This window comes from Nocardia asteroides (assembly GCA_019930625.1).
GTDB lineage: Bacteria > Actinomycetota > Actinomycetes > Mycobacteriales > Mycobacteriaceae > Nocardia > Nocardia sputi.
This window is the reverse complement of record CP082844.1, coordinates 3,044,053-3,066,479: the sequence shown is the minus strand read 5'-3', so window position 1 is coordinate 3,066,479 and position 22,427 is coordinate 3,044,053. Positions and strand designations below refer to the sequence as shown.

Sequence of the window (22,427 nt, the reverse complement as noted above, 5' to 3'; positions counted from 1 at the left end):
GGCATCATCACCTCACGCCTGATCAACCTCATGAGGCCCCGCGCGGCCTGCCACTTCGGACACTCACGAGTATCGCGCAGCAGGGGATGGACTTTTCCCGCCCATGGGAGTAGATAGCGGCCTTGCGCTGCGAGAGGTTCATCCCCCTCGACATCACTCTGCGGCGCGCGACATTCCGGGGCGAAGTGTTTCATCGATGCGGTGCATCGACGGTTGCCCGGGGTTCGGTGGCAGTCCTGGCTCGGCGAACACAACGCGCTACTGCACAGATAGAGGTTCGTAGCCGAACGTTGCGCGACCTGAACGACGAAGGTCAGAACCGGGTGAAACCCGTGAGCAGTGGCCGTACCGTCGCCTCGCCGGCCGGGCCGGAACGCAGGCCGGCGAGCACCTCGTCGGACATCTCACCGTAGGTCTCGAACGACTGCACCTCGCAGTGCGCCATGACGTCCTTGATGTAGGGATCGGACATCTTCCAGTGCGCGAGCACGGCTTCGGAGTCGCGATAGAGCTGGAAGCTGTGGGCCACGCCGCGTTCTTCGTCGAGAAAGACCTGCACCATCAGCTGCGGGCCATGTTCCTCGACGAATGCCACCGCCCGCTGCACAGCCGCCTCGAACTGTTCGAGGTGACCTTCGGTGATCCGCATGGTGTTGTGAAACAGAATGCTCATCCCTCGATCCTCGAACATCAAGGCCAGTTGAGGTCAATCCGAGCCGACGCACTCTTCCCCGTGTACCGCTCATAGCGAATCAGCAAGCGAGTTCGCCGGGCGAGCCTTCGCTTACGGCCCTTCGAACTGCTCGCTTCCGCACCGGCCGAACAGGCATCCCTTCCCGCCGACGCCGAACACGTTCCCCTCCACAGCCCGGCTGACCGGCTCGACGCCACGCGGGCTGCGATGCGGATCCCCTCGCGGATCTCGCTGAACGAGTGCATGATCCGAAGTAGCCCACATAACTCAGGTTCGCCATCGCCGATGCCGACACCTCGAGTCACGTGACCGAACGGTGCGGGCGCGGCGAAACTACCGGCCCGCACCGTCGGCATCACGGGTTGTTCGTCAGTGACAGCGTCGAGCGGTGTGTTCTCTTGGCGGCTGTCCGCTCAGGATGGCCGATCGATGATCGGCTCTGTCGAATTCATGGGTGCGCCGAACCAGGAGGAGAGCGCTTCTCGCAGCGCGAGCGCGGCGGTGTCGGCGGGTTCGTCGACGGTGGCGGCCCAGGCGACGTGGCCGTCGGGACGGATCAGCAGGGCATCGGCTGTTCTGTTGTCGGCTTTGGCGGTGTGGATGTCTATCCGATGCCGCCAGTCTCGGGCGATCTCGCGGAGGTCTTGACGGTCGGTGAGGTCGAGCAGGACGGGCCGTGCGGTCTGCATGAGTTCCGCGACACTGGTGAAGCCCTGGTCGGTGTGTAACGTGAGGTCGGGTGCGAACGTGCCGGCCAAGGCGTGGTGGTGGGAACCCGGCATCGGATATCGAATGTCGGTGTGGCCGACGAGGGCGCCCATACGACGCAAGGCCGGCTCGTCGACGAGCAACTCCTGGAAGACTTGCCGAAGCGCTTCGGCCGCCGGGTCGTGTCCGCGCCGCAGTGCCACCTGAGCTCGGGTCTGGAGCCGCGCCCGTGCACCGGCGAAGTAGCGTTCGTCGTGATAGGTGTCCAGCAGACCGGCCGGCGCCCAGCCGTGGATGTCGGCGCCCAGCTTCCAAGCGAGGTTGACCGTGTCGAGCATGCCGACATTGAGCGCCGTGCCTGTGGCGGGGAACAGATGGGCCGCATCGCCGGCCAGCAGGATCCGCCCGTCGCGGTATCGCTGCGCCTGCCGATCCTTGAAGGTGTAGCGGGTCAGCCGAGTCGGTTCTCCCAAGGGCAGATCCGCGCCGAGCACGCGGCGAATGCTGTCTCCGAGCTCGGTCGGAGTCAGCGGCTCGTCGTCGTCGTATTCGGTGGACTCGTCTTCGGTGGTTTGGAGGAACAGAACCCCGGAGCTGACCGCGAACGCGAACACACCGCGGTCTGTCCGCGTGAAACCCGCATGGATCGTGCCCAGCCCGGGGACGTCGATATCGCCGTTGTCGAGCACAGTCACCGAATCATGCACGGCGACCTGGGCCAGCCTGTTGACCTCTGGATATGTGGCGCCGGGGAACTCGATTCCCGCCATGTCACGGATCCGGCTGCGCCCGCCGTCGCAGCCCACCAGGTACCGGGCGGTCACCTGGTGGGTTCCGTCCGGCCCGCGCACGTCCGCGGTCACCGTGGCGTCGTCCTGGCGCACCCCGACCACCTCGTGTCCGCGACGGATCTCGGCGCCGAGTTCGCGTGCGCGTTCTTCCAGCAGTCGCTCGATTTCCAGCTGCGGGATCGGCAACGCCCGCATCGGGGGATCTGCCAGATGTGTGAAGTCCAGATAAATATTGCCGAACGGAAAGCGGGGAGCCAGGTGCGGGTCGCTGCTGGCCGCCTCAAATCGGTCCAGAAGGCCCCGGTAGCGCAGCAAGTGCAGGATCCGCCCACCGAGACCGCTGGCCTTCGGAGTGTCACGGGGCTGCGGATGCCGCTCCAGCACCAGCGGCCGCACTCCGGCAAGGCACAGTTCACCCGCCAGCATCAGACCGGTCGGTCCGGCGCCCACGATGATCACATCGGTATCCGTCACTCGCTACTCCAATTTCTGCAGGTTCTAGCTTCGGCCGATGATTCTGCGGCATGACCCGGGCCTTGCAGCAAGCCCCCCGGTGCGCTATATGTTGAGAACGGAAAGATTCCACCGGCCCGCGGATACAGCGGCATAACGCGCTCCATCCTCTGCCCTACTTCTCGGTGGACGCCTGATTCGCGCGGAACGAGACCATGGCGACAACCGGTCTCCGCTCCGCCAATTGGGGATCAATGATTCTCTTGCTGCTCGTACCACGTCCGCAGCCGTTGGAGAGCGGATGGCAGGGTGCCGTCGCCGAGTGCCGCCAGGATTGTGCCATCGCTGAAGCGCTCGCCACGGACCACGGCGGTGAGCACGCGGGCGGCATCGGCGACCGGTGCGGTATCCAGGCCCCGACCACCGGGGTAGACACTCCTGAAGTCCCATTTCATCCATGGGAAGCCGACTATCGCGTCGACTTCACAGACAGCCTGGGTCATAAGTTGGATCGCGTCGCTGTAGTCGACGTGGGGCATCGACAGGGAGCCGTCGGAATTCTCGAACCGCCAACTCGCCTGTGACTGCGGGTCCTCCCTGAGAACTTCGTCGACTGCGGACCATAGTCGCTGCCATGCTTCCGGCCGTGCGGCGCGGAGGGCGGATTCGATAGCGGGATTCTCGCTCGGGTCGGGTTGGTAAGGGTTGGCGCGCAATTCGTCCTCCGCCTGCCGCACCTTGCGGTTGAATTCCTCGAACTGAGCTTTTATCCGGGCCATCTCCTCCTCGGTGTATCCGGGAGAAATGTACTCGGAGCTCCTGCCGAACAACCTTTTCCACCATCCGGCCACGGCTCTCTTCTTTCGGTTCGCGTGGAAGATACTCTGCCACAGGGATTACGAACGCTCTGTGTCCGTTGGCCAGCCGCCGTCGAAGCCCTGCCAGCCGGATAAGCTCCGGCCTAGTAGGCAGCCCGGGCCGACGGGCGCGCTACGCGCAGGCGGCATCCGACGGCCAACCCTGGGCATCAACGGTCCAGCCACTCCGGGCGGGACGCGCTGCGATTCCGATGTGAAAACGGCGGATACTCCATGCCGGTCAGTCTCCGAAACTTGGTCTGAAGCTGATTGCCCGCGACGGCGCCACGGCAAGCCGGGCTATAGTGCGAATTACTACGGCGTCGCTGCACGGTACGCGGATATCAGTGCACGAACAGCCGACCCGATGGCCGTGGGTAGTGGCGTGGAGTTCAAGATGTCTTGGAGAGGGTCCGCCGCAGCCGCTCCGACCGATGCTCGGTGCGGTTGTTCGAACTTCTGGAAACCTTTGCGCGCCGCTGCCAATGCTTCTTCGGTCTGTCCGGTAAACGCCATGGCGTCCGCGAGGTCGAACCATTTCCACGCGTCCTTATCGCCTTCCGATTGTGCGCTATATCGTGCTAAGTGGCCCAGTCCGTCGAATTGGGCGAGCGCTTCCTCCAGCTTGCTCTCGTCGGTCCCAGCGAGTTGGAGATCGAGTCGAGCGACATTCATCAGAGGATAGGTATTGTTTTTATCGACCCCGCCCGCCTTGGCGTACGCATCCCGCGCTTGCTGGAGCGTAGCGGCGTCGTACTGTCGGGTGGTCTCGTAGTGCCTGCGCGCCTTCCGACGGAAGATCCCCCCGAGGATCGAGTATGTTTCGGCGTCGTTGCGGTCGAGGACGACCGCCTGACGTATCGAATCGATCGCGAGATCGAGTGCCCCTTGTCTGCTCTGCGCGACACCGAGTTGCCGCCACGCCGGGGCGAAGGAGGGATCGAGTCGCGTTACTTCGGTGAAGTGGCGGATGGCCTCGTCGTAATCGCTCGCGGAGAACGCCGACTCGCCCATCAGGAAGTACGCCTGCAGGTTGGCGGGGTTGACTGCGACAGCTTGGCGCAGCAATTCGATCCGCTCGTTGTGTCTTGCATTACGGGCGGCAGCGACGAGGTCGTCGCCGCGTTGTTGGGACAATCGTGTGTTCTCCGCGCGGAGTTCTTCGACTTCGCGGCGGTCCATGGTTATCAGCTCGGCGTTTTGACGCACCAAACTGTCCACGTATTCCGGCTGGCGGAGCCCTTTGATGATCATGTCCGCGATCCGCTTGGCGGCGGTCTCCAACTCTTCAGGATCGTTGCTGTACTTCACGGCCTTGCTCGGACTGACATTGAATGCGAGGTCGTCCTCGAGACTCTGGCAGGTCAAAATCGTCACGCTGTCTCTGACCGCCCACCGGACACCCAGCTCGAGATAGACGTTCGCGTTCAGCCCGGTCAGGTCGGCGATGTACACCGGTGCGCGCAAAGCGGCTCCGAACATCGACTGGTGAATGTTGCCCGGTTGGTCCTCATCCACCTCGATTCGCAACCTGTACTCGACTTCGGTCACCTCGCTGACCTTCCGGGCAACCCGCTCGTACAAGTGTTTCTTGATTTGACCGACATTTTTCCATTTGGCGTTTTCACCGCGAATAGTGCCGGGCATCGCCACGAAAATAACGTTTTCGTCGAGGTCGCCGTCCATCAAACCTCTATCGACCGCATCAATCCGACCTCCACCAATGTTGCGATACAGTCATGAAATCAGCTCGCGAACCCGGCGGACACAAACGTGTCCGGCCGCTGATGCAATCAATACCACACATCCGAGAGTCGCGCCGCCAGGCCAGAACACGCCAGCGGATGACCGTACTCTAGTCTGCCCCCGGGCCGCTCGGGCCGCACCGGTTGGTTGCCGATCATGCGCAGCGCGGCAGCGAGCTCATGCCGGAGGTGTCCGGTCCCGCCGAGACAGTCTTGGCACGGACTGTACGGGATCGAGTTCGCTCTCCCGAGGAAGCCCTCGAGTTACTTGGGCGCAACTGGTATGCGACTGTGCTCCAACGGATCAACGCAGTGCGGCAAACGCTCACACAGTGGGACTCCTTCCCCTTACTTGTTGCTGCAGATCCATCCCCACGGACCCCTCAGCGCATTGGCGGTGCGCATACCGGCCTGGTTCGCAGGCGCGACCTCGTTGTCTATGCTCCCCCGACATCCACGGTCTCGTCAGCGGGTCGGCCCGACTAAACGTTGAAGCGGAACTCGACCATATTGACATCCCATATCGGCACGTCAAACCCCCTGCCCATACACCGAGTCGCGTTCCGAAGAGCAATGATCAAGACCTGTAAATGACCCCGGTGGAGGGCGGACCTTCCCGGTGGATGATCTTCTTGGGAACATGTAGTTGATCAAGGCCAGCGCGCCAACGCTGGTTAGGAAGGTACGCCCGTGCTCACGGTAGTTCACGGCGGGGCAGGATCCAACGACGGCGACGGTTTCGGGCGGTCGTTGCTGGATGAGATTGTCCGTGACGGTGCTCGCAAGATGCTCGAGGCCGCGTTGAAGGCGGAGGTCGCCGCGCATATCGAGCGGTTCGCCGACGAGCTCGACGAGAACGGCCACCGCCTGGTGGTGCGCAACGGCTATCACAACGAACGTCAGGTGCTGACCGCCGCCGGGGCGGTGACTGTGAAAGCGCCGCGGGTCAATGACAAGCGCGTCGATCCGGAAACTGGTAGCCGTAAACGGTTTTCCTCGGCGATCCTGCCCGCGTGGGCGCGGAAGTCGCCGCAGGTGAGCGAGGTGCTGCCGCTGCTGTATCTGCATGGGGCTGTCCACCGAAGATTTCGGTCCCGCGCTCGAGCAGTTCCTCGGCTCCGGTGCGGGCCTGTCGGCGGCGTCGATCACCCGGCTGACCAGGCAATGGCAAGACGAGGCTCGTGCCTTCGCCGCCCGGGACCTTTCGGGCACCGATTACGTGTACCTGTGGGTGGACGGCATCCACACGAAGGTGCGGCTCGAACGGGAGAAACTGTGCCTGCTGGTCATGATCGGGGTGCGTGCCGACGGCCGCAAGAGCTGGTTGCGCTCACCGACGGCTACCGTGAATCCACCGGATCCTGGGCGGATCTGCTGCGTGATTGCCGTCGTCGCGGCATGGCCGCACCTGTGCTCGCAGTCGGTGATGGGGCGCTGGGGATCTGGAAAGCGCTGCGGGATGTGTTCCCGCAAACGCGTGAGCAACGTTGCTGGTTCCACAAGCAGGCCAATGTCCTTGCCGCCCTGCCGAAATCGGCGCATCCTGGCGCGATCGCGTCTATGACGGACATCTACATGGCCGAAGATATCGACAAAGCGCAAATCGCGGTGAAAGCCTTCGACATCGACTACGGCGCGAAGTATCCGAAAGCCGTCGCCAAGATCGTCGACGATCTCGACGTGCTGCTCCAGTTCTACAAATACCCGGCAGAGCACTGGATCCACCTGCGCACCACGAACCCGATCGAGTCGACCTTCGCCACCGTGCGACTACGAACCAAAGTCACCAAGGGACCCGGCTCCCGCTCGGCCGGAATGGCTATGGCTTACAAGCTGATCGAGGCTGCCCAAGCCCGCTGGCGTGCAGTCAACGCCCCGCACCCGGTCGCCCTCGTCCGCAACGGCGCGCTGTTCCACAAGGGCAAACTGCTGCAACGGCCGACCTCTGTAACACCCGAGCCAACAGTCACCGACCCTGCCACCTACGCCACCACAACAGAGGTCGCCTGAAACTGTCATCCAGAGGATTTGACAACACTCCTCCCCGACCTGATTCTGGGCGCAAACGCTCATGAAAAACGGTTTCGGCCGGGATGCGAAATTCCGCATCGAACTCGGGAGGACTCGATGGGGGCGAAGACCGCGATGCTCGTCCATGCCGACCAGGACCCGATCACAGTGCTGCGGTCCGAGCCTGCACTCGACCGGGACGCGGCCGGTGAAGCGATTGCACAATTGTTCCCGGGCCGGTCGATCGAAGCGGCCCAGGATGGTTTGCTCGGTGAACTCGGGCTTCCAGCCGAGGGTCTGGTCTATCTCGGTTGTTTTCCCGGTGTGCGGATCGTCTACAGCGCCGAAGTGTCCACCCATAGACCCTCGACCCTCCCGCTTCATCTGCTCGACCCGAAACCGGGGCGACGGGTCTTTGCACACTCGATGTTCAGCATGACCGACTCTTTGGCCTTCGCGGCGTGGGAGGACCACACACTGATCAGGTCGCTGAGTTTGTCCCCTGACGACGGCGTGCGGGAGGACATCGGAAAGCCGCTACCGTTCGAGCAACCTTACTGGGACGGACATCATCCCGTCGAGGACTACCCGCTGCCGTTCCACCCGCTGGCGCTGGGCGAAGAGGCGTTGCGGGCATTCTTCGGATACACCCTGGAAGGCTGCGCTCATCCTGACGAGGAGAAGGCGTTGGAGATCCCGCTGTGTGGATTCTTGCTGGGCCCGCCCGGCTCAGCACCTGCTGCCGGGGCATCATGGCGCGCAATGAGCGAAAACGGCGTCTGCAAAGACGACCCATCGAAGCACACGCTATCGACCCTGTTGTCGGAGCTGGCCGCACCGAACAATAACTTCCTGATCCTCGAGCGACTCAACGCCGAGCAGGTCTACATCCAAACCTACCGACACCAAGACAACACTTTCGACCTGGAATACCGCAACGGCAGCCCGGACGACCATTTCCAGACCACCACAGATTCCCGTGACGCGGTCCTGGCGGCCTTCACCGGATGGATGGATGATCGACCAGGCTGGCAGGACCCTCTCATCTGGACCAAGTTCCGCTGACAGCGGCTACTATCGAACGACTCATCCACCGGATTTGACAATATCTCCGTTCCGAAGCAAAACAATCTCTGCTCCGTAGGATACGGCGTACTCCCGCCGCATCACCCGGCTGACCTAGCGAACTCGAGTGCGCGCCCATGCCGATTTTCGGGCGCCCTGCTCTGCACCGCAGGAGAGGCTTCGGCACAGGCGGTCGCCGTCCCCCGGCCTCGGAAAACATCGAAGTGCCGAACGAATCGCCCTCCCCGCAGCCATTCCCGGAATGCTGGTCTCGACACCGCAGCAGGGGTGCGGGTGTTGTCGGCCGAGTACTACGTCGAAGCGCGACCTCACGACTGACCGTGGGTCGCTGACCGGCCAGCGCCGTCGACGAACTGGACCGGCTTCCCAGCGGCGAAGAATGGGCCGCGCCGCAGTGTGCTCGAGTAGAGGGTGTGAAAGGCGAACGCATCGCCGACGCGTATCGGGCACTGAGCGCGCAGCTGTCCGAGCGGATGTTCGAGGCCGGCTGGGCGGCCAAGCGACGGTCCGTCGAGACGACCGGTGTCGTGCGGGACGTGGAGCAAGAGTTAACGCACCAGGATCGGATGCTTGCGGATGCGAAGTTCGGGCACGGAACATTCGCGGATCGTGATGCGCCCACCGGCACCAGCGACGGGCCGGACGCGATCGGGGATCTGCTTGCCCGCGTTCACGATTCGGGATTGAGGGCTGACACTGCGCGGCACGCGGAGCTGGCGGTGCTGGCGCGCTACGAACGGCTGTCCGCGGAACGGGAAGCGCAGTTACGCCGCGAGTTCCTCGCCGACCGGTCGGAGCAGCTGGCCCGGGAGGGTATGCCGGCGGACGTAGCGCGCGCGACAGCGCGCGGCCAGGTGGACGACTACCTGCTGAGTGCGCGTGCTCAGCGAGCGATGACGAGCGCGGAGGCCGAGACCGCCCGGTGGGCTGACAAGGTGGGCCTCATCGAGCGGTTTCGCCGGGCCGACGCGGTGCCGCCGCGGGCCGACACGGCCGCGTTCCCCGACGGTCTCCGGCCGGCACTCGCGCGTATCGAGAGTCGCGGTGTCTCGCCGCAGATGCTGGAACAGGCGGAAAGGAAGCTGTACGAGCGGTACCAGGAGTGTCGGCGCGCGCCCGAGGAACGTACTCACCAGGCAATGCTGCGGCGAACCCTGACCGAACTGAAAAGAGCCGGGTATCCTCCCGAGGTCGGTGACTGGCTCGCCAGACGGGAAGCCGACGCCTACGTGCACTCGCCGAAGACCCAGCAGAACCTGGACAGCGTTGCGGTGAACAACACCGACCAGTGGATGCGGCAGGCAACGCTGTCGGCCATCAAGGGCGACGATGCTCCCGATTGGATTGCCGACATCTACAGTCGGGATGTTCGGCCGCTTCCTGAGCTGATCCAGGGTACGCATGATTATCTGGACACGGTGCAGGACCGGTTGAACGCACTGGTGGAGCGCTCGCCGGAGTTGTTGGACAAGGGCGCGGATCGCTGGCAGGCCGCACTCGAGGCAACCCGTGACCGCGTCACCGCACTCGCGGACGAGGCTGCCGCTGCAGACGCCGACACGTCGGTTATTCGCTCCGTCCTGCAGGGAAACCACACCGGCGTCCAAGGAATCGAGGGCGAGGTCCAGATGGCCGCGAAGCTCGACAACATTCATGATCTCGGTGCCGAGGTCGACGTCCGGGCGCCGATGGGCGCACGGCTGACTAGCGAGGTCGACATCGTCACCGATGAAGGCCGGGTGTGGCACGAGGTCAAAACTGCCGGGCTGGAGATTCAGCCCCTGCGGGAACGGACTTACGAAACACAAGCGCGTCGACAGCTCGCCATCTCGCACATGAATCGCGAGTACTGGGTGGACGGCAAGCCGCCAGAACATCAGTGGCACTTCATGAACGGTGTCGATCCACAGATGAAGGCCAAGATCGAGGCGGTTCGGATCGAGGGGGAGAACGGATACCCCCTCGATGACCACCGAATCCGGGTCATCGATGAGGCGTCGTCACCGTAGCGCTACCGATTGCGGACGGGTTCGGCTCCCGATAGGCGGGCCTCTCACCAGTCCGCGAGCGCTACTTGTTCTTGGACGGTGAGGCTACTCCGCTTCGGAATTCGACCACGTCGCCGTCCGCCATGACGTAGTCCTTGCCCTCCATGCGCACCTTGCCCGCGGCTTTGGCTGCGGCCATGGAACCCGCTTCGACCAGGTCGTCGAAGGCGACGACTTCGGCCTTGATGAAGCCTCGTTCGAAATCGGTGTGGATGACGCCCGCTGCCTTCGGGGCGGTGTCGCCCTGGTGGATGGTCCAGGCGCGGGCTTCTTTCGGGCCTGCTGTGAGGTAGGTCTGCAGGCCGAGGGTGTGGAAGCCGGCGCGGGCCAGGGCGTGCAGGCCGGGTTCTGTTTGGCCGATGGATTCGAGGAGTTCGGTGGCGGACTCCTCGTCGAGTTCGAGGAGTTCGGCTTCCACCTTGGCGTCGAGGAAGACCGCATCGGCGGGGGCGACGGAGGCTTTCAGTTGGGCGACCTTCGCCTCGTCGGTGAGCACCGACTCGTCGGCGTTGAAGACGTAGAGGAAGGGCTTGGTGGTGAGCAGCGAAAGTTCTTTCAGCAGTTCGGTCTCCACCTTGTCGGCCGCGGCGAACAGGGTGGTGCCGCTGTTGAGGATCTCCTGCGCGGCCTTGGCGGCGTCGGCGACCGGCTTGCGCTCCTTCTTGACCTTGGCTTCCTTCTCCAGCCGCACGACCGCCTTCTCCAGGGTCTGCAGGTCGGCGAGGATGAGTTCGGTCTCGATCACCTCGATGTCGGCGCCGGGATCGACGCGGCCGTCGACGTGCACCACATCGTCATCGGCGAACACGCGGACCACCTGGCAGATCGCGTCGGCCTCGCGGATGTTGGCGAGGAACTTGTTGCCCAGGCCCGCGCCCTCGGAGGCGCCCTTGACGATGCCCGCGATGTCGACGAACGACACCGTGGCGGGCACGATCCGCTCGGAGGAGAAGATCTCGGCCAGCTTGTTCAGCCGCGGATCGGGCAGCGCGACGACGCCGACGTTGGGCTCGATGGTCGCGAACGGGTAGTTCGCGGCGAGCACGTCGTTCTTGGTCAACGCGTTGAACAGCGTCGACTTTCCGACGTTGGGCAGGCCGACGATTCCGAGGGTGAGACTCACGAGGAAGAGAGTCTACGCGGCGCACCGACCCCGCTCCCCCGCGCCTGCCCGAAGGCAAGCATCGTCACCAGCAGGGACGTCTTGCGGATAGGACACCGCTCAATACTCGAACCGATACCGCCTCATCACGCACCCCGCGACACACGGTGATCCGGCCAGCAGACCCGCGCCACCGGCGATCAACCGGCCCCGATAGCGCGAGTGGCACAGCACAGCGAAGCTCGCCGCGGTCGTGCCACTCGCGGTCGCGCCTCAGGGGATGAGGACGACTTTGCCGAGGTTGGCGCGTTGCTCGATGACGGTGTGGGCGGCTGCGGCTTGCTCGAAGGGGAACTCGGCGTGCACGGCGGGGCGTAGTTGGCCGGAGGCGAAGTACTGCCACAGTTCCTGCCGCCAGTGCTCGTACAGCTCGGGTTGTCCCTGGGCGATCCGGGCCATTTGGAAGCCGATCACCGATTTCGCGCCGGTGAGCAGGTCGTATGCCTGGACGGTGCCGCCGCCGGAGCTGTAGGCGACCAACCGTCCACCCGGGGCCAGGGCGGCGAGGGCGGGCGGGAGCAGGTCGCCGCCGACCGCGTCGAGCACATAGTCGGCCGGAGCGCCCCAGGACTCCTGGCGGTACTCGACGACGTCGTCGGCTCCGAGTTTCTGCACGAACTCCGCCTTCGCCAGATCCGACACCGCGCCGACCACCCGCGCCGCGCCGCGCACCCGGGCGAGTTGGACCGCGAGGTGGCCGACGCCGCTCGCGGCGGCGGTGAGCAGGGCGGACTCGCCCTCCCGCGGAGACGCGGCGTCCAGCGCGCCGAGGGCGACCAGACCGCTGCGCACCAGCGCGACCGCGTCGACCGCCGACGCTCCGTCGGGAATCGGCGAGGCCATGGCCGCCGAAAGCAGGGCGTAGTCGGCATAGCCGTGCCCGAACACCAGGCCGGTCACTCGATAGCCGGGCGTGTACCGGTCGACGCCCTCGCCTACCGCGACCACCTCACCGGCGATCTCACCGCCCAGCGCGACGGGTTCGCGCCGCTCACGCACCTTCCGCACCACCGGCAGGGTCACCCCGACCGCCTCGACGCGGACCAGCAGCTCACCCGGCCCTGGCGTCGGGACCTCGACCGAGACGAGCTCGAGCACCTCGGGACCACCGCTGCGCTCGTACTGCACCCGCCGCATCGCACCTCCAGAAATCGTTAGGAGGCGCAACGGTAACCGGCGCGCAGCGGGTTACCACAGTCCACTACGCGCTGTAGTGGTACATCTCACCGTTGCCCGGTATCGGTGGAGAGATGTCGTGTCAGCCCTGCTCACCTTGCGATGTCGGTCCCCCGGCGTAGCGTGACCCCTATGGAGCCGACCACGGAGGTGGTGACGGCGCGTCCGGCACCGGTGCTCGCGGCGTTCATCGACCGCTACATCGGGTATCGCATGTCCGGGTTCGCCGCGTCGATCCATCGCGGGTTGCCCTCTCGGCACATGACTTTCATCGTCGCGATCGGCCCGACGATCGATGTCGTCGAGCAGACCGATCCGCGACAATCTCCGCAGGACTACCGCTGTGTGCTGAGCGGCTTGCAGGCGAGCACGGCGCTGATCGCGCACAACGGTCACCAGGAAGGTGTGGCCGTGGAGCTGACGCCCCTGGGATGCCGCACCCTGTTCGGGCTGCCCGCGGCGGCGCTGTGGGATACGACGGTCGAATTCTCCGACGTGGTCGGTCCCGTCGGCTTGGAGCTGTGGGAGCGGTTGCAATACGCGCCGACCTGGCCGGAACGTTTCTCCGCCTGTGATCGGGTGCTCTCGGCGCTCGCCGACCCGGATCGCGCGGTCGGTCCCGAACTGGCCTGGGCGTGGCGCACCGTGGTCGATTCTGGCGGAGGCGTCGCGGTCGGTCCGCTGGCCGAGGAGATCGGATGGAGCAGGCAGCACCTGACGCGCCGGTTCAACCGCGAGTTCGGCTTGAGTCCGAAGCTCGCCGCGCGGATCACCCGGTTCGAACGAGCGCGCCGGATTCTCGCGCATACACCCTCGTACATCACCATCGCCCAGGTGGCCGCCGCCTGCGGGTACTACGACCAGGCCCATCTGGATCGTGACTTCGCCGACCTGGCGGGCACGAGCCCGACGAGCTGGCTGGCCGAGGAGGTTCCATCCGTACAAGCCACCGACGAGTTCGCCGGATGACGATGGGCGCATGACGAATCCGACAGAAACCAGCACCCGCACCGCCGTCTGGCCCACGCTGACCTTCCGCGATGCCCGCGCCATGGCCACCTTCCTCGTCGAGGCGTTCGGCTTCCGGGAAGCCGCGCTCTACGCCCGCGACGACGACCCGTCGATCGTCGAGCACGCCGAACTGCGCTGGCCGCTGGGCGGCGGCATCATGTTCGGCTCGGCGGGCAAGGACGATGGACCGTTCGGCAGCCGCCCGACCGGCACCGACTCGGTGTACCTGGTCTGCGAGGAACCGGACGTCCTGTTCGCCCGGGCCACCGCCGCGGGCGCCGAGGTGGTCCGTGGCCTGCGCGACGAGGACTACGGCTCGCGCGGCTTCACGGTCCGCGACCCAGAGGGCAACCTGTGGAGCTTCGGCACCTACTGGGGCGCCTGACGCGACCGGCAACGCCCGTCCGTCACCTGCCGCTGGGCTGGCCCGAGCCCCGCGGCACCCCTCAGCGCCCGCCGAGCCCCGACATCGCGATGCCGCGGATGAACGCGCGCTGGGCGATCGCGTAGATCACCAGCAGCGGAAGCAGGATGACTACCGCGGCGGCCATCAGAATGGGCCACTGGGTGTGGTACTGGCCTTGCAGCCGGACCAGACCCAGTGTCGCGGTGGCGACATCCTCGCGCTGGATCATGACCAGCGGCCAGAGGAAGTCGTTCCACACGGTGATCCAGGTGAGCACGGCGAGCACCATCAAGGCGGGGCGGGTGTGCGGCAGCAGGACCCGCCAGTAGACCTGCCACGTAGAGCAGCCGTCGAGGATGGCGGCCTCCTCCAGTTCCTCGGGCAGCGTGCGGAAGAACTGCCGCATCAGATAGGTGCCGAACGCGCTGCCGAATAGGCCGGGCACGATCATCGCCCAGGGGGTGTCGACCCAGCCGAACGCCCGCATCAACAGGAACTGTGGGATCACGGTCACGGTCAACGGCACCATCAGCGTCGCCAAGTAGGCGAGGAACAACATGTCGCGCCCACGAAACCGCAAGCGCGCGAAGGCGTACCCGGCCAGCGAGCAGAAGAAGACCTGCCCCGCCGTGACACACAGCGCGTAGATCGTGGTGTTGAGCAGCATCCGCCCCATCGGCAGCAGGTCGAAGACCTTTCCGTAGTTCGACCACTGCGGCCGTTGCGGAAGGAAGGCGGCGTCGGCGATCTCGCCGTCGCGTTTCAGCGAGCCGGACACCGCCCACAGGATCGGCAGGAGCGCACACCACGCGATGCCGACCAGCACCGCATACGCCGCGGTCCCGCGTAGTACCCGCCGCACGATCGCCCGGTCGGCCCGGCCGGCCGCGACGATCACGCGATCGCGCCGGACCGGCAGCGCGCGTAGCACGACCTCGTAGGTGTTCACTGCTGCACCTCCGCCCGCCGGGCCATCCGCAGTTGCACGAGCGTCAGCAGGAACAGCAGCGCGAAGATCACCCAGGCCAGCGCGGAGGCGTACCCGACCTCGTAGAAGCCGAACGCGTTCTGGAACAGCATGATCCCCAGCAGGTAGGTCCCCGTCTCCGGTCCGCCGTTGCCGCCGGTCAGCGCGTAGGCCTGGTCGAAGGCCTGCACCGAGTTGATGATCGTGATGATGAAGACGAACGACAGCGGCCCCCGGATCAGCGGCAGGGTGATCGCGGAGAACCGCCGCAGCGCGCCCGCCCCGTCGATCTTCGCCGCCTCGTAGAGCGTCTCGGGCACCCCCTGCATGGCGGCGAGCAGGATGACCGTCGCGAACGGCACGCTCTTCCACACTGTGACGATGCTGAGCGAGACCAGCGCCCAGTCGGGGTGAGTGAGCCAGGGCACCGCGTCGATGCCGATCCAGCCGAGCGCGACATTGAGCAATCCGTCGTCGGTGAACAGGAACCGCCACACCACCGCCATGGCGACCGCCGACGCGACCAGCGGCAGAAACGCGATGGTGCGAAATATACCGATGCCGGCCAGCTTTCGATTCAGCGCGGCGGCGACGGCTAGTCCGATCGCTATCGTGGGCGCTGAGGTCAGCACCGTGAAAACGGCCGTATTGCGCAGCGCGATGAGAAACAACGGGTCGGATGCGAACAGCCGCCGGTAGTTGTCCGGACCGACAAAACGCATGGGGCCGAACAAGTCCCACGAATGGAAACTCAGATAGAGCGAAAATACCAACGGGAACAACAGGAAAATCGCGACCGCCGCCACATTGGGCGCGACGAATGCCCAACCCGCTCGTTCCCGCTGTCGCGCCAAGCGCGAAGCGACGCCGCGCAGGTCTATGCTCGCGGTTCGCGACCGCCGTGCCCGGTTCATGGCGTGTCCAGCAGCGCGTCGACATCGGAGGCGAAGCGTCCGTCCAGGGACGCGGCCGTGGCGGCGCCGCGCAGCACCCGATTGGAGCCGCGCTCGAGCAAGGCGGAGACCTTGCCCCAGGCGGGAGTCACCGGCAGGGGACGAGAGCTGGACGGGCCGTCGGTGAACACTTCGAGATTGCGGATCTCCCGATGCGCGGCAGCGAAACCCGGCGAGCGCATCGCAGATTCCAGGACCGGGACGAACAGGCCGGAGGAGGCGATGATCGCCTGCCCGACCGGCCCGGTCGCGAATTTCACGAACTCCCAGGCTTGTTCGATGCGCGGGCTGTCCGCGGCGATGGCCAGGCCCGTACTGCCGACGTCGGTGATCGCGCCGGGTCCGCCGTGCGGGCCGACCGGCAGCACCGTGACATCGACGGCGAGATCGTCGTGCCCCGCGAATTCGGAATACAGCCAGTGCCCGCCCAGCGCCATCGCCGCCCGTCCCCGACGAAACAGGTCGGGGGCCGAAACCGAGAGCGTGTCGGCGGCTTTCGGGGCCACGCGGTGGCGTACGGCGAGGTCGGCGTAGAACTGGAATCCTTCGGCGAAGCGTGGATCGCCGAGGTTCGTCCTGGTGGGGTTCACCGGGGGTGAGAACCATTCGGCGCCGTTGTTCATGCCGAAGCAAGCCGCCGAGAAGTACGGCACCCAGGCGTCGACGAAGCCCCACCGGGTCCGCCCGGAAGAATCCGTCCCGGTCAACGCCTTGGCCGCGGCCAGGAACTCCTCGAACGACCAGGCGTCACGCCAGCGCGCGGGCGCGGTGAGCCCAGCCTGCTCGAACAATTCCCGGTTGTAGTACAGGAACACCCCGGACCACTGCTCGGGCAGCGCGTATTGCCCACCGGCGTAGGCGAAGGTGTCGTACAGCGCCGAGTAGCTGTCGGCGCGGAGCTGGGCGGCGTAGCGCGGATCGCGGTCGAGCAGCGTGTTCAGGTCCAGCAGCACGCCGCGCTGGGCCAGGCCGGAATACAGCAGTTCCCAGGCCATCAGTACGTCCGGGCACTTACCGCCCGCGCAGTAGGTGAGCATCTGCTGCAGCGGGTCCGGTCCCGACATGATGGTGCGAATCCTGATGCCGGGGTGCCGTTTCCGGAACTCGTCGATGATCTTCAGCCGGACCCGAGCCTCCTCCGGCCTGGCCTGGAAGAAGAAGGTCAGCGCGTCGTCATCGGAACCGCAACCGCCACTCGCCAGCAGCCCGGCGGCCAGCGCCGACCCGAGCACCGTCCGGCGACGGACCCGGGCGACGGGATTCGCACGCAACACAGCCCTCCTCCGGGGCGGATGTGGAACTCCTCGAACCGCATGGCAGCATACGTTCGGCAATCACGTGGTGACGGCCGACACATGAACAATATTTCACGGTGCCCGTCCGGCGTCCGGAATCGGCACGGCGGCGCGCACCGATCGGATACGTTGTCACGTGTTTCAGCAAGATCCTGCGCGTTTTACAGGAGAGTAGGCCGATGGCGACAATCGAATATCTGCGGACCGATCCCGATCTGCCGCCCGTCGGCGTGGTCGACAAGTCCCCGATCACCCCGGCCAAGAAATTGATCTTCGCCGGGATCGCCGTACTCGGCGCCATAGCCTGGGCGGTGCTCGCCATATCGCGGGGCGAATCGGTGAACGCGGTGTGGATCGTGATCGCAGCGGTGTCCACCTACGTCATCGCCTACCGGTTCTACGCCAGGTTCATCGAACGAAAGGTCGTCGAACCGCGCGACGACCTGGCCACGCCCGCCGAGATCCTGGAGAACGGCAAGGACTACATGCCGATGGACCGGCGGGTGCTCTACGGGCACCATTTCGCCGCCATCGCGGGCGCTGGTCCCCTGGTCGGCCCGGTGCTGGCCGCGCAGATGGGCTACCTGCCCGGGACCATCTGGATCGTGGTCGGCGTGGTGCTGGCCGGTGCGGTGCAGGACTACTTGGTGCTGTGGGTCTCGATGAAGCGACGCGGTCGCAGTCTCGGACAGATGGCCCGGGACGAACTCGGCGTGATCGGCGGTTGGGCGGCCATCGTCGGCGTCCTGGTGATCATGATGATCCTTCTGGCCGTGCTCGCGCTGGTGGTCGTCAACGCGCTCGCGCACAGCCCATGGGGCGTCTTCTCGATCGGCATGACCATTCCGATAGCGCTGTTCATGGGTGTGTACCTGCGGTTCCTGCGGCCCGGCAAGGTCGGCGAGGTCTCCGCGATCGGGTTCGGCCTGCTGCTGCTGGCCATCGTGAGCGGCGGCTGGGTGTCGGAAACCGATTGGGGCGCGGACTGGTTCACGCTCTCACCGGTGACCATTTCCTGGCTGCTGATCGCCTACGGCTTCTTCGCCTCGGTGCTGCCGGTGTGGCTGCTGCTGGCGCCGCGCGACTACCTGTCGACGTTCATGAAGGTCGGCACCATCGTGCTGCTCGCGGTCGGCATCCTGGTCACGCTGCCGGTGCTGCAGGCGCCCGCGGTGTCGAGTTTCGCCTCCACCGGCACCGGCCCGGCCTTCGCGGGCTCGCTGTTCCCGTTCCTGTTCATCACCATCGCCTGCGGCGCGCTGAGCGGTTTCCACGCGCTGGTCTCCTCCGGCACCACGCCGAAGCTGCTGGAGAAGGAATCGCACGCGCGGATGATCGGCTACGGCGGCATGCTGATGGAGTCGTTCGTCGCGGTCATGGCCATCATCACCGCCTCCATCATCGACCAGCACCTGTACTTCGCGATGAACGCGCCGCTGGGCCTCACCGGCGGAACCGCGGAGAAGGCCGCGGCCTACACCAACGGTCTCGGGCTCAGCGGTCCCCCGGTGACACCGGAGGAACTGAACCAGGCGGCCAGTGACGTCGGCGAATCGACGATCATCTCCCGCACCGGCGGCGCGCCGACGCTGGCGGTCGGCATCTCCGAGGTGTTCCACCAGTTCCTCGGCGGCGCGAGCATGAAGTCCTTCTGGTATCACTTCGCGATCATGTTCGAGGCGCTGTTCATCCTCACCACGATCGACGCGGGCACCCGCGTGGCGCGGTTCATGCTCTCCGACGCGCTGGGCAACTTCGGCGGGCCCGCGAAGAAATTCCGTGACCCGTCCTGGCGGGTGGGCGCGTGGCTGTGCTCGGCGATCGTGGTCGGCGCGTGGGGTTCGATCCTTCTGATGGGCGTCACCGACCCGCTGGGCGGCATCAATACGCTGTTCCCGCTGTTCGGCATCGCCAACCAGTTGCTCGCTGCCATGGCGTTGACCGTGGTGCTGGTGATCGTGGTGAAGAAGGGCCTCGCCAAATGGGCCTGGATTCCGGGCATTCCGCTGGCCTGGGATCTGGTGGTGACCATGACGGCGTCGTGGCAGAAGATCTTCTCCGACGATCCGAAGCTCGGATACTGGAAGCAGCACAGCATCTGCGAGACCGCCCAGGAGGCAGGCAAACTCTGCCTGACGGCGAAGACCCAGGACGATATGGACGCGATCGTGCGCAATACCTTCATCCAGGGCACGTTGTCGATCGTGTTCGCGGTGCTGGTGTTGATCGTGGCGATCGTCGGAGCTGTGGTGGCCTACCGCGCATGGCGCTCCGGCGAGACGACGACCACCGAGACGCCGGAGGAGCCGTCGAAGATCTTCGCGCCCAGCGGATTCGTCGCCACCGCGGCGGAGAAGGAAGTCCAGAAGCAGTGGGACGAGTTGATCGCGACCGGACAGGTGCGCGCCCCCGGCGCGGCCCACGTCCACGCGCAATGAGCGACTCCGCGACCTCGGGTGCCGACCGGTCCGTGCGACCGGTCGGCACCCGGCTGCGCGCCGCGGCCCACGCCTGCCGCCACGGCGTTCGAGCGGCCGTCTGGTGGTGGAACTCGATCCTCGGCGGGCAGGACTACCAGCGCTACGTCGCGCACCTGCGGCGCAGGCATCCGGGCTGCGCGATCCCGACCGAGCGGGAGTACTGGCGGCAGCGGCATGCGGAAGCGGATCGCAATCCGGCCAATCGCTGCTGCTGAGCGGCAGAATTTCGGTGCGCGCCGCCACACGTCGATTCGGTAGTTGCCCCAACCGGCGACCAGGCAGGCGTTGTGCGATGTCATGACCCGTTGTGCGAGGTAGCGACGACCCCGGGCGGTGCTGGCCGATTTCCGCTAGCACGGGTTCGTCGCAGCTGCCATTGTGGTGTGCGTGACGATCACGGCATTGGATTTCGAACGTTGCTACCGGGCGGTGTCGACCCGGGACTCGCGATTCGACGGGCAATTCTTCACGGCGGTGCGAACCACCGGAATCTATTGCCGCCCTTCGTGTCCGGCGATCACGCCGAAGCGGGCGAACGTGTCGTTCCTGCCGACCGCCGCCGCGGCGCAGCAGGCGGGTTTTCGCGCCTGCCGCCGCTGCCTGCCGGACGCCGCGCCGGGCTCGCCGCTGTGGAACACGAGGGCGGATCTGGCCGCGCGCGCGATGCGGCTGATCGGTGACGGCGTGGTCGAGCGGGCCGGAGTGCCCGGGCTGGCCGCCACGCTCGGCTATTCCCAGCGCCAGCTCACCCGGGTGCTGACCACCGAGCTGGGCGCGGGGCCGTTGGCGCTGGCCAGGGCGCACCGGGCGCACACCGCGCGGCTGCTGATCCAGACCACCGCGATGCCCATGTCCGACATCGCGTTCGCGGCGGGCTTCACCTCCATCCGCCAGTTCAACGACACGGTCCGCGAGGTGTTCGCGGTCAGTCCCACCACCATGCGGCTGGAGGCGCAACGCGCGAAAACCGGCGTCCCCGCGCGTCCGGCGCCGACCGGCAGCGGCTCGCTCACATTGCGGCTGCCCTACCGGGAGCCGCTCGACCGGGCTTGGCTGGAGTGGTTCCTGTCCGCCCACGTCGTACCGGGCATGGAACTGTGGGACAACCGCACCTACACCAGGAACCTGCGCACGCCACACGGGCACGCCACCGCGCGGCTGAGCTTCCAGCGCGACCACGTGCGGGCGGAGCTGTCCCTGCACGACATGCGCGACCTCGCGCCGACGGTGACCCGGCTGCGGCACCTGCTGGATCTGGACGCCGATCCGGTCGGGATCGATGAAGCGCTCGGCGCCGGACCCGCGGCGGGCGGCCCTTCCTCCGAACGACTGCCGGAGAACGGCACCGAGTACCTGCCGGACGCGGGGGCGGGGTCGCCGCCCGAAGGCGATGCGCTGACCGAGGTGGACCCGCTCGGCGCGGGACGGCCCTCGTTCAGCGCGGGTATCCGGGTGCCCGGCTGCCTGGACGGAACCGAACTGCTGCTGCGCACCATGATCGGGCAGCAGATCTCGGTGTCCGCCGCCGCGACGCACACCGCCCGGTTGGTCGAGGCGCTCGGCGAGCGGGTCGACGGGCCGGTCCCGCTGCTGTTCCCGACGCCGGAGGTGATCGCCGAACGCGGAGCCGAGATCTTGACCGGACCGGCGCGGCGGATCCGTTCCATCATCGCGGCCGCCGAAGCAGTGGCCTCGGGTGAACTGCTGCTGCACCAGGGACGCACCGCGGCCGATCTGCGCCGTGACCTGCTCGCGCTGGACGGCGTGGGGCCGTGGACGGCCGACTACGTGACCATGCGTCTGCTCGCCGACCCGGATGTCCTGCTCGGCACCGACCTGGTGGTCCGCCGCGGCGCGACCCTGCTCGGCGTCGACCTGACCGACACCGCGCGCTGGGCGCCGTGGCGGTCGTACCTGTCCATGCACTTGTGGAAAGCGGCGCTGACCAGCCGCGCCACACCCGCCCAAGCCCCAGCGCTCGCCACCACGAAAGGCAGTGTCGAACCATGAACGCCAGCATCGCCCTCCGCACCGAGATCGTTGGTACCCGCACCACCACCGCGGATTTCGCGGTCACGCAGACCCCGCTGGGCCCGTTCACCACCCTCGTCGGCTCCGACGGCGCGGTCTTGGCCTCCGGCTGGACGTCCGACGCGGAGAACCTGCGCGGCCTCATCCACCCCGCCCTGCGCCCTGACCGACTGCGGCAACGAGATTCGCTGGGCGAGGTGACCGGCGCCGTCACCGCCTACCACGAGGGCGACCTCCGGGCGATCGACCCGGTTCCCGTTCGCCAGCGGTCCGGGGAGTTCCTGCTACACGCGTGGGAGGTGCTTCGCACCGTCCCGGCGGGCAGCCCCCTCACCTACACCGAATTCGCCGCCCGCTCCGGCCGCCCCGACGCCACCCGCGCCGCGGCCAACGCGTGCGCCCGAAATGCCGCCGCCCTCTTCGTGCCCTGCCACCGGATCCTCCGCATCGGCGGCGCACTCGGCGGCTTCCGGTGGGGATTGCCGATCAAGCGTTGGTTGCTCGACCATGAGGGGTGCATGCGCTGAATCCACAGCGCGGCTTGCTCTTGGGAA

17 protein-coding genes and 1 pseudogene are annotated in these 22,427 nt (G+C 66.3%); 9 read left to right on the top strand and 9 right to left on the bottom strand.

Annotated features, from left to right (window positions below; genetic code table 11):
• Positions 1-313: 313 nt before the first annotated feature.
• From K8O92_13920 to K8O92_13905, 4 genes are all read right to left on the bottom strand, one after another.
• Complete coding sequence (locus tag K8O92_13920; GenBank protein UAK34828.1) at positions 314-673, bottom strand: hypothetical protein; 360 nt, start codon at positions 671-673, stop codon at positions 314-316.
• A gap of 434 nt (positions 674-1,107) precedes the next feature.
• Positions 1,108-2,667, bottom strand: coding sequence for an FAD-dependent monooxygenase (locus K8O92_13915; GenBank protein UAK34827.1), 1,560 nt, complete (start codon positions 2,665-2,667; stop codon positions 1,108-1,110).
• A 230-nt stretch (positions 2,668-2,897) separates the two neighbouring features.
• Complete coding sequence (locus K8O92_13910; GenBank protein ID UAK34826.1) at positions 2,898-3,497, bottom strand: DUF6508 domain-containing protein; 600 nt, start codon at positions 3,495-3,497, stop codon at positions 2,898-2,900.
• A 321-nt stretch (positions 3,498-3,818) separates the two neighbouring features.
• Positions 3,819-5,189: a tetratricopeptide repeat protein gene (locus K8O92_13905; GenBank protein UAK34825.1), complete on the bottom strand. Its 1,371-nt coding sequence runs from the start codon at positions 5,187-5,189 to the stop codon at positions 3,819-3,821.
• Positions 5,190-5,938: 749 nt separating this feature from the next.
• Here K8O92_13905 and K8O92_13900 point away from each other — a divergent pair.
• The 3 genes and pseudogenes from K8O92_13900 to K8O92_13890 all read left to right on the top strand — a co-directional run bounded on the left by K8O92_13900 (position 5,939) and on the right by K8O92_13890 (position 10,353).
• Positions 5,939-7,258: pseudogene (locus K8O92_13900) on the top strand (IS256 family transposase).
• A 117-nt stretch (positions 7,259-7,375) separates the two neighbouring features.
• Complete coding sequence (locus tag K8O92_13895; GenBank protein UAK34824.1) at positions 7,376-8,323, top strand: hypothetical protein; 948 nt, start codon at positions 7,376-7,378, stop codon at positions 8,321-8,323.
• Between the two features lie 494 nt (positions 8,324-8,817).
• Positions 8,818-10,353: a hypothetical protein gene (locus tag K8O92_13890; protein ID UAK34823.1), complete on the top strand. Its 1,536-nt coding sequence runs from the start codon at positions 8,818-8,820 to the stop codon at positions 10,351-10,353.
• Positions 10,354-10,414: 61 nt separating this feature from the next.
• Here K8O92_13890 and ychF read toward each other — a convergent pair whose 3' ends face one another.
• Positions 10,415-11,515, bottom strand: coding sequence for a redox-regulated ATPase YchF (gene ychF / locus K8O92_13885; protein UAK34822.1), 1,101 nt, complete (start codon positions 11,513-11,515; stop codon positions 10,415-10,417).
• Positions 11,516-11,767: 252 nt separating this feature from the next.
• A complete protein-coding gene (locus K8O92_13880) occupies positions 11,768-12,691 on the bottom strand; it encodes a zinc-binding dehydrogenase (GenBank protein ID UAK34821.1) in 924 nt (307 codons plus the stop codon).
• Positions 12,692-12,862: 171 nt separating this feature from the next.
• On the opposite strand from K8O92_13880, the gene K8O92_13875 reads away from it, so the two are divergent.
• Both K8O92_13875 and K8O92_13870 read left to right on the top strand, forming a co-directional pair.
• The gene (locus tag K8O92_13875; protein ID UAK34820.1) at positions 12,863-13,699 is read left to right on the top strand and encodes a helix-turn-helix domain-containing protein; all 837 of its coding nucleotides are present in this window, start codon (positions 12,863-12,865) and stop codon (positions 13,697-13,699) included.
• Between the two features lie 10 nt (positions 13,700-13,709).
• Positions 13,710-14,126, top strand: a complete 417-nt coding sequence (locus K8O92_13870) for a glyoxalase (GenBank protein ID UAK34819.1) — start codon at positions 13,710-13,712, stop codon at positions 14,124-14,126.
• A 61-nt stretch (positions 14,127-14,187) separates the two neighbouring features.
• Here K8O92_13870 and K8O92_13865 read toward each other — a convergent pair whose 3' ends face one another.
• The 3 genes from K8O92_13865 to K8O92_13855 are packed head-to-tail and all read right to left on the bottom strand — an operon-like array spanning position 14,188 to position 17,338.
• Positions 14,188-15,042: a carbohydrate ABC transporter permease gene (locus tag K8O92_13865; GenBank protein ID UAK35685.1), complete on the bottom strand. Its 855-nt coding sequence runs from the start codon at positions 15,040-15,042 to the stop codon at positions 14,188-14,190.
• Positions 15,043-15,092: 50 nt separating this feature from the next.
• On the bottom strand, positions 15,093-16,028 hold the full coding sequence (locus K8O92_13860) for a sugar ABC transporter permease (protein UAK34818.1): 936 nt from the start codon (positions 16,026-16,028) through the stop codon (positions 15,093-15,095).
• Complete coding sequence (locus tag K8O92_13855) at positions 16,025-17,338, bottom strand: sugar ABC transporter substrate-binding protein (protein ID UAK34817.1); 1,314 nt, start codon at positions 17,336-17,338, stop codon at positions 16,025-16,027. Before K8O92_13855 ends, K8O92_13860 begins: the two co-directional genes overlap by 4 nt.
• A gap of 203 nt (positions 17,339-17,541) precedes the next feature.
• Between K8O92_13855 and K8O92_13850 the strand changes: the two genes are divergently transcribed.
• The 4 genes from K8O92_13850 to K8O92_13835 all read left to right on the top strand — a co-directional run bounded on the left by K8O92_13850 (position 17,542) and on the right by K8O92_13835 (position 22,400).
• Positions 17,542-19,800: a carbon starvation protein A gene (locus K8O92_13850; protein UAK34816.1), complete on the top strand. Its 2,259-nt coding sequence runs from the start codon at positions 17,542-17,544 to the stop codon at positions 19,798-19,800.
• A complete protein-coding gene (locus tag K8O92_13845) occupies positions 19,797-20,057 on the top strand; it encodes a YbdD/YjiX family protein (protein UAK34815.1) in 261 nt (86 codons plus the stop codon). The genes K8O92_13850 and K8O92_13845 overlap by 4 nt, the downstream gene beginning before the upstream one ends.
• Positions 20,058-20,220: 163 nt before the next feature.
• Positions 20,221-21,852 (top strand): helix-turn-helix domain-containing protein, encoded by a 1,632-nt coding sequence (locus K8O92_13840; protein ID UAK34814.1) that lies wholly within the window; start codon positions 20,221-20,223, stop codon positions 21,850-21,852.
• Positions 21,849-22,400 carry a methylated-DNA--[protein]-cysteine S-methyltransferase gene (locus K8O92_13835; GenBank protein ID UAK34813.1) on the top strand — a complete coding sequence of 184 codons (552 nt, stop codon included), beginning with the start codon at positions 21,849-21,851 and terminating at the stop codon, positions 22,398-22,400. Before K8O92_13840 ends, K8O92_13835 begins: the two co-directional genes overlap by 4 nt.
• The last annotated feature ends 27 nt before the right edge of the window (positions 22,401-22,427 follow it).

Bases quoted from the DNA above. Each gene is read 5' to 3' on its own strand.
- K8O92_13875 (UAK34820.1), top strand. From the start codon at position 12,863: ATGGAGCCGACCACGGAGGTGGTGACGGCGCGTCCGGCACCGGTGCTC.
- K8O92_13895 (UAK34824.1), top strand. From the start codon at position 7,376: ATGGGGGCGAAGACCGCGATGCTCGTCCATGCCGACCAGGACCCGATC.
- K8O92_13890 (UAK34823.1), top strand. From the start codon at position 8,818: ATGTTCGAGGCCGGCTGGGCGGCCAAGCGACGGTCCGTCGAGACGACC.
- K8O92_13845 (UAK34815.1), top strand. From the start codon at position 19,797: ATGAGCGACTCCGCGACCTCGGGTGCCGACCGGTCCGTGCGACCGGTC.
- K8O92_13880 (UAK34821.1), bottom strand. From the start codon at position 12,691: ATGCGGCGGGTGCAGTACGAGCGCAGCGGTGGTCCCGAGGTGCTCGAG.
- K8O92_13920 (UAK34828.1), bottom strand. From the start codon at position 673: ATGAGCATTCTGTTTCACAACACCATGCGGATCACCGAAGGTCACCTC.
- K8O92_13870 (UAK34819.1), top strand. From the start codon at position 13,710: ATGACGAATCCGACAGAAACCAGCACCCGCACCGCCGTCTGGCCCACG.
- K8O92_13835 (UAK34813.1), top strand. From the start codon at position 21,849: ATGAACGCCAGCATCGCCCTCCGCACCGAGATCGTTGGTACCCGCACC.
- K8O92_13860 (UAK34818.1), bottom strand. From the start codon at position 16,028: ATGAACCGGGCACGGCGGTCGCGAACCGCGAGCATAGACCTGCGCGGC.
- K8O92_13905 (UAK34825.1), bottom strand. From the start codon at position 5,189: ATGGACGGCGACCTCGACGAAAACGTTATTTTCGTGGCGATGCCCGGC.
- K8O92_13850 (UAK34816.1), top strand. From the start codon at position 17,542: ATGGCGACAATCGAATATCTGCGGACCGATCCCGATCTGCCGCCCGTC.